This is a genomic window from Paenibacillus sp. ATY16, assembly GCF_003399985.2.
Taxonomy (GTDB): Bacteria; Bacillota; Bacilli; order Paenibacillales; family Paenibacillaceae; genus Pristimantibacillus; species Pristimantibacillus glycanilyticus.
In genome coordinates this window covers 85,098-96,990 of sequence record NZ_NMOK02000017.1, presented here as the reverse complement: position 1 = coordinate 96,990, position 11,893 = coordinate 85,098, and the positions used below count along the sequence as shown (strand labels likewise).

The 11,893-nt window shown below is 52.4% G+C and carries 12 protein-coding genes and 1 pseudogene; 12 read left to right on the top strand and 1 reads right to left on the bottom strand.

Features of this window, described 5'->3' with window-relative positions; all coding sequences use genetic code 11:
* From CFI03_RS11345 to yajC, 10 genes and pseudogenes are all read left to right on the top strand, one after another.
* Positions 1–816: pseudogene (locus CFI03_RS11345) on the top strand (hypothetical protein); the annotation flags it as partial.
* Between the two features lie 217 nt (positions 817–1,033).
* Complete coding sequence (locus CFI03_RS11340; RefSeq protein WP_164775442.1) at positions 1,034–1,624, top strand: BofC C-terminal domain-containing protein; 591 nt, start codon at positions 1,034–1,036, stop codon at positions 1,622–1,624.
* Positions 1,625–1,774: 150 nt separating this feature from the next.
* Positions 1,775–2,275 (top strand): crossover junction endodeoxyribonuclease RuvC, encoded by a 501-nt coding sequence (gene ruvC / locus CFI03_RS11335; RefSeq protein ID WP_015845963.1) that lies wholly within the window; start codon positions 1,775–1,777, stop codon positions 2,273–2,275.
* Entirely contained in the window at positions 2,272–2,910 is a 639-nt protein-coding gene (ruvA, locus tag CFI03_RS11330) for a Holliday junction branch migration protein RuvA (protein WP_201007636.1), read from the top strand. Before ruvC ends, ruvA begins: the two co-directional genes overlap by 4 nt.
* Before the next feature lie 20 nt (positions 2,911–2,930).
* Complete coding sequence (gene ruvB / locus CFI03_RS11325; protein ID WP_127494555.1) at positions 2,931–3,932, top strand: Holliday junction branch migration DNA helicase RuvB; 1,002 nt, start codon at positions 2,931–2,933, stop codon at positions 3,930–3,932.
* A gap of 5 nt (positions 3,933–3,937) precedes the next feature.
* Entirely contained in the window at positions 3,938–4,381 is a 444-nt protein-coding gene (locus CFI03_RS11320) for a thiol-disulfide oxidoreductase DCC family protein (RefSeq protein WP_201007637.1), read from the top strand.
* Positions 4,381–6,486, top strand: coding sequence for a SpoIID/LytB domain-containing protein (locus tag CFI03_RS11315; RefSeq protein WP_248757480.1), 2,106 nt, complete (start codon positions 4,381–4,383; stop codon positions 6,484–6,486). Before CFI03_RS11320 ends, CFI03_RS11315 begins: the two co-directional genes overlap by 1 nt.
* Before the next feature lie 7 nt (positions 6,487–6,493).
* The gene (queA, locus tag CFI03_RS11310; protein WP_248757479.1) at positions 6,494–7,540 is read left to right on the top strand and encodes a tRNA preQ1(34) S-adenosylmethionine ribosyltransferase-isomerase QueA; all 1,047 of its coding nucleotides are present in this window, start codon (positions 6,494–6,496) and stop codon (positions 7,538–7,540) included.
* Between the two features lie 49 nt (positions 7,541–7,589).
* The gene (tgt, locus tag CFI03_RS11305) at positions 7,590–8,723 is read left to right on the top strand and encodes a tRNA guanosine(34) transglycosylase Tgt (RefSeq protein WP_132307261.1); all 1,134 of its coding nucleotides are present in this window, start codon (positions 7,590–7,592) and stop codon (positions 8,721–8,723) included.
* Positions 8,724–8,754: 31 nt separating this feature from the next.
* Positions 8,755–9,069: a preprotein translocase subunit YajC gene (gene yajC / locus CFI03_RS11300; protein WP_201007639.1), complete on the top strand. Its 315-nt coding sequence runs from the start codon at positions 8,755–8,757 to the stop codon at positions 9,067–9,069.
* Between the two features lie 85 nt (positions 9,070–9,154).
* Here yajC and CFI03_RS11295 read toward each other — a convergent pair whose 3' ends face one another.
* On the bottom strand, positions 9,155–9,547 hold the full coding sequence (locus CFI03_RS11295) for a TIGR04086 family membrane protein (RefSeq protein ID WP_248757478.1): 393 nt from the start codon (positions 9,545–9,547) through the stop codon (positions 9,155–9,157).
* Positions 9,548–9,696: 149 nt separating this feature from the next.
* Between CFI03_RS11295 and CFI03_RS11290 the strand changes: the two genes are divergently transcribed.
* Both CFI03_RS11290 and CFI03_RS11285 read left to right on the top strand, forming a co-directional pair.
* On the top strand, positions 9,697–11,016 hold the full coding sequence (locus tag CFI03_RS11290) for an ArsB/NhaD family transporter (protein ID WP_248757477.1): 1,320 nt from the start codon (positions 9,697–9,699) through the stop codon (positions 11,014–11,016).
* Between the two features lie 116 nt (positions 11,017–11,132).
* Positions 11,133–11,885, top strand: a complete 753-nt coding sequence (locus CFI03_RS11285; protein WP_248757476.1) for a YetF domain-containing protein — start codon at positions 11,133–11,135, stop codon at positions 11,883–11,885.
* Positions 11,886–11,893: the final 8 nt, after the last annotated feature.

Sequence of the window (11,893 nt, the reverse complement as noted above, 5' to 3'; positions counted from 1 at the left end):
CCGGCAGAGATGGGACCTGGTTACGGCTGGCCTGGTGCGGTATCTCCGGCAAGCTTTGGTCCAGAGAATGTATCGCCGGCCGCACTCGGGGAAAATAGTGCTCCAACAGCCGTCAGTCCTGAAATGACGGGTCCTGTAGGCGGGTATGGTTATGGTTGGCCGGGAGCCGTATCTCCGGCAAATATGGGGCCGGAATATGGCTATGGTTACGGCGGAATGGTATCCCCGGTTAACGTTGGCCCGGATTACGGCTACGGCTACGGTCATCCAGGCATGGTATCGCCGGCGGAAATGGGACCAAATGTATCGCCTGCAGCGCTAGGCTCGAACGTATCCCCAGCCGCCCTTGGATCTAATTTCTCGCCTGCAGCGCTAGGCTCGAACGTATCTCCATCCGCGCTTGGGTCTAATTTCTCGCCAGAAGCGTTAGGCTCGAACGTATCTCCATCCGCGCTTGGATCTAACGTATCGCCGGAAGCGTTTGGTTCCAACGTATCCCCAGCCGCGCTTGGATCTAATGTATCGCCGCTTGCGCTTGGACCAAATGCCGCCCCGGCAGGCTACGGCTATTACGGCAATCAAGTAGCCGGCACTCAAGGCTTTAGTCCTTATTCCTACTGGCCTGGCCAAACGGCCGGCGCGCAGAACGATCCATGCGGATGCGGAGGCAAACGTACGGAAGAAGAATTGATTGAAGCGGTAACCGAAGCGGTAATCAAAAAAACAAAGCCGCGCAAAGTGGCTAAAATTCGTGCGGTTACTCCAAAATCGTCGAAAAAAACAGATCGCAACAGCAGGCCTTGGATTAATCGCTAATGCATAATCTAGAACAGCCTCTTGCCTTTTTAAAGGCAGGAGGCTGTTTGCTGTTACTAAAAATCTACGTCTATAGCCGTTTCGCTTTATGCGTACATATTATTGGAAGCTTTGAGTTAAACTAGGTCAAAAAGAAATACAAGGGGCTATTATTATGATGATGAGGTTCAGCTTATGGAAGCAATTGAAAAAAAGACTGCGACGGGGGCGGCGTCCGATGTGGACTTTAGGATCATTCTTAATCGGAGCGACAGTGCTCATACAAGCTGCTTGCGTCACGCCGGCTGCCGCTGCGGCAGGGGCAGCCGTTAAGGAACCGGGAGAAGGTAATCCCGGTCTAATCCGTATTTTACAGGAGCGTGAGGAGCCGCTCGCCGTTCAGCTGCACCGCCAATATATTTGCGGGGAGGAAACGCAGCCGCTTGGCCAATTGACCTCCGCTGAAGTGATACGCATGCTGGTGTCTCATCCGGAATGGACGGCGATGCTGTCGCAGGACGGTCAGACCGTCCTGCTTGAGCAGGTGATTGAAGATTTCTCGCAATCCTGCAAAGGCAATATCTATATAGGGCTGGATAAACAAGGCTACCTTTCTCTCTTTGAGGGAGCTCCCAAAAAAGAGAAGGTCGTAAAGACCTTTTTTCAGTTGGACGTGAAATATATGGAAAGCAGCCTGCCTCAGGATAAGGTAGACCGTTTGTCCGAAGGGATTAAGATAACCGATATGGACGAATATAACAGCGTTTTGTCCACCTACAGCGATTTTGCCATACCCGCCAACCAAAAAGTGATGAAGCCGACTTATTAATCGGACCATGACCTTCCGCGTTCTTCAGCGGAAGGTTTTTTCATAGGCGCCTCCCGGCGGCGATCTCAAACGCGTGTTCTCATACGGTCCATCTTTTGCTATAATGGACGGATAAGAAGCGGTAATGACTGCCGCAAAGGAGTTGGCGGATTGCGCGTTCTTGGTATAGACCCCGGCATTGCGATCGCGGGATTTGGTTTTATCGATAAGGATGGCCATAAGCTGAAGCCGGTCCAATACGGCTGCATTCAGACGGCTGCCCATACGCCTCAGGAGGAGAGGCTTGTACAGATTTACGACTCGGCGGTTGCGCTCATGGATAAGTATAAGCCGGATACCGTCGCCGTGGAGAAGCTGTTCTTCAACCGTAACGTAACCACGGCATTTGCCGTAGGGCAGGCGAGAGGGGTTATTATTCTGGCTGCCGCCCAGCGGGGGCTGCCGGTAGCGGAGTATACGCCGCTTCAAGTGAAGCAGGCCGTTGTGGGTTACGGGAAAGCAGAGAAGCGCCAGGTGCAGGAAATGGTCAAAATGTTTCTTAAGCTGTCGGCCATTCCGAAGCCGGATGATGTGGCGGATGCGCTAGCGGTAGCGATTTGTCATGCCCATTCTTCGGGGTTGTCGCAAAAAATTAACGAGGTGCTTCGATGATCGATTTTTTACGCGGACTTATTTCTCATGTAGAATCCGAATATGTCGTTTTAGATGTCAGGGATGTCGGCTACCGGGTGTTTACGCCTAATCCGTATGCCTTTGCGGGCAAGGAAGATGCCGTCACCATTTACATTCACCATCATGTCCGCGAGGATGCGATCCTTCTGTACGGCTTTGAGTCCAGGGAGGAGCAGACCTTGTTCCGAAAGCTGCTCGAGGTGTCGGGCATCGGTCCTAGAGTGGCGCTTGGCATACTGGCAGGCGGGCGTCCGGATGCGGTTATCGGGGCGATCCAGCAGGAGAATATCGCATTCCTGACGAGACTTCCGGGCATTGGGAAGAAGACTGCCCAGCGCATGATTCTCGACCTTAAGGATAAGCTGGCCGGCTTTGCCACGGATGCCGGGCTACTCGCCGCAGCGGGGCTTGCGCCTCATCAGCCTGTTTCCGCGGCAAGCGCGCAGCAAGGCGCCGGAACCGCTTGGGAAGAAGCCCGCGATGGGCTTTCCGCGCTTGGTTATACGGCTGCCGAGCTGGATAAGGCATGGAGCGCCCTGGCTCCTTCGGTGACCGCGGACGAAACGGTGGATTCATTAATGAAACGTGCCTTGCAGCAGCTGTTTAAAGGCTAACATAAAGGAGCTGAGCGAGGGTGGAAGATCGGATAATATCCGCTAACCTGATGATGGATGAGCAGGCCATGGAGTTAAGCCTGCGCCCCCGGTATCTGGCCGAATATATCGGGCAGTCCAAAGCGAAGGAAAATTTAAAGATTTATATAGACGCAGCCAAGATGCGGAAGGAAGCGCTGGACCACGTTCTGCTGTACGGGCCTCCCGGGCTCGGGAAAACAACGCTGTCGAACATCATCGCCAACGAGCTTGGCGTTAATTTGCGCACAACTTCGGGTCCGGCAATCGAGCGCCCCGGCGACCTTGCCGCCCTGCTGACCAATCTGCAGGAGGGCGATGTGCTGTTCATTGACGAGATCCATCGCCTTCACCGGACGGTAGAGGAAGTGCTCTATCCGGCGATGGAGGATTTCGCGCTGGACATTATGATCGGCAAAGGGCCAAGCGCCAGATCCGTCCGTCTCGACCTGCCGCCGTTTACGCTGATTGGCGCGACGACGAGAGCGGGTCTCCTGTCGGCGCCGCTGCGCGACCGGTTCGGCGTCATCAGCCGATTGGAGTTCTATACGGTGGATGAGCTGGCTTACATCGTATCCCGCTCGGCTGAAATTTTTGACATTGCCATTATCGGAGAAGCATCGGAAGAAATCGCGATGCGTTCCCGCGGAACGCCGCGTATCGCGAACCGTCTATTGAAGCGGGTACGCGATTACGCGCAGGTGCGCGGAGACGGCATCATTACGCACGAGATTGCGAAGTCCGCGCTGGAGCTGCAGCAAGTCGATCCTGTGGGTCTCGATAGTATCGACCACAAGATGCTCTTGGCCATGATGACGACGTTCGCCGGCCGTCCGGTCGGCCTGGATACGATTGCCGCGTCCATTGGCGAAGAGAGCCAGACGATTGAGGATGTCTACGAGCCTTACTTAATGCAGATCGGATTTCTGCAGCGGACGCCTCGCGGCAGGATCGCGACGGATCAGGCCTACCGTCATCTCGGCATGCCTATACCGGAGAGGTGAGGAAGATGAGGAGCGAGCGGGAAAAGCTGTATGTCGTATACGACGGAACCTGCAACTTGTGCATGGGCACGGTCAAGAAGCTGCAAGAGCTCCGTTCCAACGCGGATCTGATTTTTGTGCCTATTCAATCGCTTGGCGACGCGGAAAATCGTGTCCCGGGAATCGAGAAGGCTGCCGAAGCGGACTTATACGAGAAGATGCATGTGGCAGACGAAAAAGGCCGGCTGTATGCCGGCGCTGACGGCGTTGTCCGGATTTTGCGCACCATAAAAGGCTTCCGCTTGCTTGCCTCGCTTTACCGCATGCCCGGCTTAAGCCGGATTGGCGATTGGTTGTACCGATACATTGCGAAACGTCGATATGACTGGTTTGGACGTACGGAGCAAAGCTGCTCCGTGAATGGGTGCAGCTTGCCTTCGCAGCATGAGAAGGGAAAGGGGAATCATTGATGAAATTTCAACGATGGTCGTTTAAGCGGTTATCTCTGCTTACGATCGCCGGACTTTTGTTTGTATCGACTTGGTGGGCCAAGCCTTCGCTTGGCGCCGTTCCGCAGCTTGATACGATCCGTGTTGCTATCTATCTGCAATTGCCGGGGAAATATCAGGCAAACACGGCTGCGGCTACATTTTCTTCCGCCGGCGGTTTAACGATAGGCATGAGCGATCCTTCGGGTACGGTACCGTGGGTTAATACCGGGGCGAATGTGCAGTCCCGGATTGCGAAGGACGACTACAAGGTAAAAGTAATCGAGACGGAAAGCTTTGATACGGCTCTCGCCGTTTATAAGAGGCTGCAGGCCTTGTCGGGGAGCGGCTTTATTACGTCCCTGAAGAAAAAAGGAAAGACGGTTTATCAGGTAGCGGAAGGTACATACGGCAATGCGGCAGATGCTACGGCGGCCATGAACAAATGGTCGGCGGACAGCACGATCAGCAAGCTTATCGGCAGCGCTAAAGCGGTTATTCAAGGGCCGTTCCATCTGGAAAGCGCAACAACCTACGCTTCCGAAGCGGAGGCGGTAAAAGCTTCCGATGCCTTTAGCGCAGCGGGAGTGGATGCGTTCGTAGGCGTACGCAAGACTGACGGAAGCGCAAATCCTCGTTATTCCGTGTTTGTTGGCGCTGCAGCAAGCTCGGCCGAGCTTAACGTCGTGAAGACGGCAGCCGGCGCAGCGGGCAGCGGGCTGAAGACGGCGGACGATTCCGCTTATCTTCTGGAACGCAACGACCATACATTAAGCGGCAAAGCTGACAGCCCGGTTACGCTTTACGCGTTCCCGGTTAATAATGCTAAGGTACGGATCATGCCGGCCGGCGACAGCGCGATCAAGCTGACGGAGCGCAGCGGCCGGACTTACCGGGGGCAATTCGAGGTTAGCGAATTTAACGGCAAGCTGGCCGTCGTTAACGAGCTGCCGTTCGAGCAATACTTGTATTCGGTAGTAGGCGGAGAGATGATCGCGTCATGGCCGCTTGAAGCGCTTAAAGCCCAGGCGGTAGCGGCACGCACGTATGCGTTGTACCAGGGTTCAGGCTTCCAAATCGCCAATGTGGTGGATACCGTAAGCAGCCAGGAATATCAAGGCACCGTAACCGAGAAGCCTGCTACCATTCAAGCGGTGGACGAGACGGCCGGCGAAGTGATGCTGTACAACGGCAAGCTTATTGAGGCTTTGTTCTCGTCGAACGGCGGCGGCAAAACGGCCGATGCTTCGGAAATTTGGGGCAATTCCGTTGCCTACCTGAAGAGCGTTTCCAGCCCGACGGACAGCTCTTCGGAGAAAGGCTTGTATGCCTGGTACCGCGTTGTTCTTCCGAACAACGCGACCGGTTATATCCGCGAAGATCTGCTGACCGATTCGGGTCAGACGAATGCGGCAGGCGTTAAGCTGATGACCGTGAATACGGACGGCTCCAAGGTGCGGAAAAATCCGAAGGTGGAAGATTCCGTTGCGTTAGTCGGACAAGTGAATAAAGGAACGGTTGTTGCCGTTCTGGACAAAGCGGTCGAGAATAACGCGATGTCCTGGGTGAAAGGTCCGTTTACGTCCGCGGAGCTTCTCGCTACGATGACGAAGCAGGCGAGCGTTACGGGGCCGATCACTTCCTTGCATGTCGGAACAACGGGGCCATCCGGCCGCGTTACCCAATTGCTTGTCAATGGACAGGCTTACAATGTAAAATATCCAGATGCGCTTCGTTCGGCGCTTGGCGGTTTGCCAAGCACGTTATTTAAGGTAGACGAGACGGCGAAGGTGACCATGCTTGGGGCTAACGGCTCGACCCGCACGAAGACTTCTTCCGCGCAGCCCGTCTATATGATTCAGGCAGGCGGCAAAGTCACGCAGGCGGACGGCAACGTTATGGTTATGAACGGAGACAGCCAGCTCCGCGCGACAACCAAGGATCCTTCCTTCCGTTTTGTTGGATCGGGGAATGGCCACGGGATTGGATTATCCCAATACGGAGCATTAGGTCTGGCGCAGCAAGGGTATGACTACTCTTATATCTTGCAATACTACTATAAAGATGTAACCATCGCTAAGGAATGATTGATTCATGAATGTAGATTGGTTTGATTTTGAACTGCCCGAACATCTGATTGCCCAAACGCCTCTTGCGGACCGTACGGCATCCAGACTTCTGGCGCTTAACAAAGAGACGGGCGAAATCGCCCACCGCACCTTTACGGATCTCGCCGAGTATATGAAAGCGGGAGATGTGCTTGTTCTGAACAACACGCGCGTCATTCCGGCCCGTCTCACAGGAGTAAAGCCCGATACAGGCGCGAAGATCGAGCTGTTGCTTCTGAAACAGCTGGAGGGCGACCGCTGGGAGACTTTGGCCAAGCCGGCCAAGCGCATAAAGGTAGGCTCCGAGTTGTGGTTCGGCGACAACGGAAGCGGTGAACCTCTTCTCCGTGCGGTAGTAGAGGATGAAGGCGATATGGGAGGACGGACGATCCGCTTCCAGTACGAGGGCATCTTCCAGGAGCTGCTCGACCGTCTAGGGGAAATGCCTCTGCCTCCTTATATCAAGGAGAGGCTGGAGGAGAGAGAACGCTACCAGACCGTATACGCCAAGCATGAAGGCTCTGCGGCAGCTCCGACGGCAGGGCTTCATTTCACGAAGGAGTTTCTGCAGCAACTGGTCGACAAAGGGGTTAAGCTTGCCTATATTACCCTGCATGTCGGTTTGGGCACCTTCCGGCCGATGTCCGTTGATAAAGTTGAAGAGCATGAGATGCATTCGGAGTATTACGAGCTGGATGAACAAAATGCCGAAATAATAAATGAAGCCAAATCGTCGGGAGCCCGTATAATAGCTGTGGGCACAACCTCCTCGAGAACGCTAGAGACGGTAGCCGCAAGGTTTGAAAGCGGACCTATTGAGGCGTGCAACGGCTGGACGGATATTTTTATTTTCCCGGGATACGATTTTAAGCTGGTAGATGCCCTGCTGACAAACTTCCATTTGCCGAAATCGACGCTTGTTATGCTGGTCAGCGCACTGGCCGGACGGGATGCGATAATGAAGGCTTACGGGGAAGCTGTCCGTGAAGAATACCGGTTCTTCAGCTTCGGCGACGCCATGTTTATCTATTAGCACCAGCTTGCGCAAGCACGATAATTCAAATAGACAGGAAGAATGACTAGTGGCTGTAAAATATGAATTAATTAAAGTTTGCAAACAGTCCGGCGCGCGTCTTGGACGAGTCCACACTCCGCACGGCGTTATCGAGACGCCAACGTTTATGCCGGTTGGGACCCAGGCAACCGTTAAGACGATGAGTCCGGAAGAATTAAAAACGATGGACGCTCAAATTATTTTGAGCAACACGTACCATTTGTTCCTTCGCCCTGGCCATGACATTGTCGGCCGGGCAGGAGGCCTTCACAAATTCATGAACTGGGACCGTCCGATTCTGACCGACAGCGGCGGTTTTCAAGTATTCAGCTTAAGCGACATGCGCAAAATTACGGAAGAAGGCGTTCAATTCCGCTCCCATCTGAATGGGGACAAATTGTTTATTTCTCCGGAGAAGGCGATGGAGATCCAGAACGCGCTTGGTTCGGATATTATGATGGCCTTTGACGAATGCCCGCCGTATCCGGCTGATTATGATTACGTGAAGCAATCGCTTGAGCGCACGACGCGCTGGGCGGAGCGCTGCCTTAATTCCCATGCCCGCAAGCATGACCAAGGATTGTTTGCAATCGTGCAGGGCGGCATGTACAAAGACCTGCGGATCCAGAGCGCGAAGGATTTGACTTCCATGGATTTCCCGGGGTATGCTATTGGTGGACTAAGTGTAGGCGAGCCTAAGCATTTGATGTATGAAGTGCTTGATTACACGGTACCTGAGCTGCCAACAACCAAACCAAGATATCTGATGGGCGTTGGTTCGCCGGACGCATTGATCGAAGGTTCGATCCGCGGTGTCGATATGTTCGACTGCGTATTGCCGACGCGTATTGCCCGCAACGGGACAACGATGACAAGCCAAGGCCGTCTTGTTGTACGCAACGCCAAATTCGCTGAGGATTTTGGTCCTCTTGATCCGGAATGCTCCTGCTACACTTGCCAAAACTACTCGAGAGCGTATATCCGTCATCTGCTCAAAGCGGACGAGACGTTTGGTATCCGGCTTACGACCTATCACAACTTGCATTTCCTATTACAGCTCATGCGTGATGTGCGTCAGGCGATTATGGAAGACAGGCTTCTGGATTTCCGCGACGAGTTTTTCACGAAGTATGGACTGTTTGATAACGAGAAGGGCTTTTAAGCTTAGATTTTAGGGAAAGGGGGGAATTTCCATGACGACATATCTAGCAGCAGATGCAGCAGGCAGCACGAATATTTTCCAGATGATTTGGCCTTTTATTCTGATGTTTGCGGTGTTCTATTTCTTGCTTATCCGTCCGCAACAGAAGAAAACGAAACAGCGGAACTCGCTTCTCAGCCAGTTGAAGAAGGGCGATAAAATTCAAACGATTGGCGGCCTTCAAGGCACAATCGTTGAACTTACGGACGACACGGTTGTACTTCGCGTAAACGATACGACTAAGATGACGTTCGACCGCAGCGCAATCAGCTCCGTACTGAACAGCGCACCGGCAGCAACGGAATAATGCGAAATGAAAAGAAGCTGATCTTAGGGTCAGCTTCTTTTTTGCATGCATGTAGTATGTGCAGAGGCATCGTTATTCATTACCGTTATTTCTTAAGGTTAACCCCGATCATTCCGCCAAAGGCGCCAGCCAGCATAGCAGCAAGCAGCATAATGGCGCTTTTGCCGGACAAACCGCTGTTGGCTGCCAGAAAACCGATGGTCAGCACGGTAATGCCGTAAATGAGGCCAAGCAGGGCGCCATGATACCAGCCTTTCATGCCGGAGCGTTTGCCCGACACGAAACCTCCGGCCAGAGCGGAGAAGCCATGGACGGCAAGCGAGTACTGAGGCAGGTTGTTTTCTTTCATATTGCTGAAGTAAAGCAAACACGAAAGCAACAGTGCGCCTATAGCAAGCCAAATAATCGAATATATAACGCCTGCAATTAGCGGAGAGCCGATACGCGGCGGCCGGGCGATCGATTTGATCGAATTCATCTTATTCCCCCCTTGTACAAGACTATTAGTACACCTTATGGTCAAGCTGCCCCGATTAGACCTGTCGTTTGGCGCGACTGGACGATATTTGCAACTTTTTTGTATAATGTGCTTTATTGTTTGAATCGCTGAAACAAGGAGTTGTTGGTTTGGAACAGATTTACCATCCTGCTGCCTGGCAGGTAACGGCTGCTGTCGTGATTTTCCTCATAACGTATGCCATCATCATTACGGAGAAAATAAACCGTACCGTCATTGCTTTATTTGGTGCGGTCATCATGATTGTGCTTGGCGTATTGGATATTAAGCTGGCTTTTACCGAACACATCGAATGGGGAACCATCTTCTTGTTGATTGGGATGATGATCCTGGTTGGCATTGCGAATAAGACTGGCGTGTTCCAGTATGCAGCCGTAAAAGCGGCGCAGACCGCGAAAGGCGACCCGGTTAAAATTTTTATTATCCTGTCTTTGCTTACGGGTCTCGGTTCGGCTTTTCTCGATAATGTAACGACCGTGCTTCTGATCGTTCCGATTACGTTCTCGATTACCCGAATACTGAAAATCACGCCGGTGCCATTCCTGCTGGCTGAAATCTTGTCGAGCAATATCGGAGGAACGGCTACTTTGATTGGCGATCCGCCTAATATCATGATTGGTTCCGCGAACGAGAATTTAACGTTTAATGATTTTCTTGTAAACCTTGCGCCGGTTATTCTTGTTATCCTGGTTGTCACAATCGCCCTGCTTGTCTGGATTTATCGGAAAAAGCTCATTGTAACCGACGAATCAAAGCAAGAGCTTATGGACTTAAAAGCGGAGGATTACATCACGGACCGCAAGTTGATGATGAAGTCTTTAACCATCCTGCTGCTGACGATTGCCGGCTTTGTTCTACACTCGGTTATTCACGTTGAAGCGGCAGCGATTGCTTTGGGCGGTGCCACGCTTCTTATGTTGATCGGGGTGAAGCGGGAGGACGCTGAAGCGGCCTTTGACATGGTGGAGTGGGAGACGATCTTTTTCTTTATCGGGTTGTTTATGCTTGTTGGCGGTCTCGTGGAGACGAACATCATATCGGATCTGGCCAATGTCACGCTGCAGATTACTTCCGGCGATATGACCAAGACCTCTATGCTGATCTTATGGGTGTCGGGTATCGCTTCCGCGACGATAGACAATATCCCGTTTGTGGCGACGATGATTCCGCTTATTCAAGATCTGGGAGTTCAGATGAACATTGCCAATCCCGATGATCTTAATCCTTTATGGTGGTCGCTATCGCTTGGCGCTTGTTTAGGGGGCAACGGAACGCTTATCGGGGCATCGGCAAACGTAGTTGTAGCGGGTCTGGCCATGCGGGAAGGCAAAGGCTTCAGCTACGTGGACTTCCTGAAAATCGGAGCGCCGTTAACGCTGCTTGCCCTTGTTATATCCACCATATATATCTATTTTATTGTGTTGCCATAGGTTATTTACCCATAAATTCGTTACTCCGCTTATCGCATGATGTGTCAGGCTGAAGGCCAGAATAGCTTTACGTGCTGTTCCGAAGCTGGCATGACAAAAACGAGGAGGCGGTTAGGATGGAATATGGGAGCATGCTGCTCCGAACCGTATTGATTTACTTCATCGTATTTCTGATCATGCGTTTTATGGGAAAAAGGGAAATTGGAAAGCTTTCCGTGTTTGACCTGGTAATCTCCGTCATGATCGCCGAGATTGCCGTTATCGTCATCGAAGATGTAGACCGTTCCATGTGGGAAGGCATTTTGCCCATGGTCGTATTGTTAATCGTTCAGGTGGGCATTGCGTTTATTGCTTTGAAAAACCGCAAGCTCAGGTTATGGTTTGACGGGAAACCAAGCTTCATCATTGCGAAAGGCAAGCTTAACCGGGATGTCATGCGCAAGCAGCGCTATAATCTGGACGATTTGTTGCTTCAATTAAGGGAAAATAAGATCACCAACGTGGCGGATGTCGAGTTTGCGATTCTCGAGACGACGGGCAAATTATCGGTTGTCGAGAAAGAAAACGCGGAGACCAAGGAACAAGAGGAGCCGCAAAAAGAGCAACAGGCAAAGACGGCTGCTGACGAGCCTGTTCTAAAGCCTCAATCCCAGACGCCTGCCCGATTCCGGTTCGAAATGCTGCCGATCCCGCTGATCATGGACGGCAAAGTTCAGGATGAGAATTTGGCCAAGCTCGATAAAACCAGATTCTGGCTAAAAAATGTGCTGCAGGAACAGGGCGTGCATGATTTCAAGGAAGTCTTTCTGTGCACGATTGACCATAAAGGAAAGCTGTTTATCGATTGCGACAAAAAGCCGCGCTCCTAGCCGGAGCG

What these genes read in the sequence shown, in the direction of transcription:
- CFI03_RS11340 (WP_164775442.1), top strand. Translation starts at nt 1,034, where the DNA reads ATGTGGACTTTAGGATCATTCTTAATCGGAGCGACAGTGCTCATACAA.
- yajC (WP_201007639.1), top strand. Translation starts at nt 8,755, where the DNA reads ATGACGACATATCTAGCAGCAGATGCAGCAGGCAGCACGAATATTTTC.
- ruvA (WP_201007636.1), top strand. Translation starts at nt 2,272, where the DNA reads ATGATCGATTTTTTACGCGGACTTATTTCTCATGTAGAATCCGAATAT.
- CFI03_RS11295 (WP_248757478.1), bottom strand. Translation starts at nt 9,547, where the DNA reads ATGAATTCGATCAAATCGATCGCCCGGCCGCCGCGTATCGGCTCTCCG.
- CFI03_RS11315 (WP_248757480.1), top strand. Translation starts at nt 4,381, where the DNA reads ATGAAATTTCAACGATGGTCGTTTAAGCGGTTATCTCTGCTTACGATC.
- CFI03_RS11320 (WP_201007637.1), top strand. Translation starts at nt 3,938, where the DNA reads ATGAGGAGCGAGCGGGAAAAGCTGTATGTCGTATACGACGGAACCTGC.
- CFI03_RS11285 (WP_248757476.1), top strand. Translation starts at nt 11,133, where the DNA reads ATGGAATATGGGAGCATGCTGCTCCGAACCGTATTGATTTACTTCATC.
- queA (WP_248757479.1), top strand. Translation starts at nt 6,494, where the DNA reads ATGAATGTAGATTGGTTTGATTTTGAACTGCCCGAACATCTGATTGCC.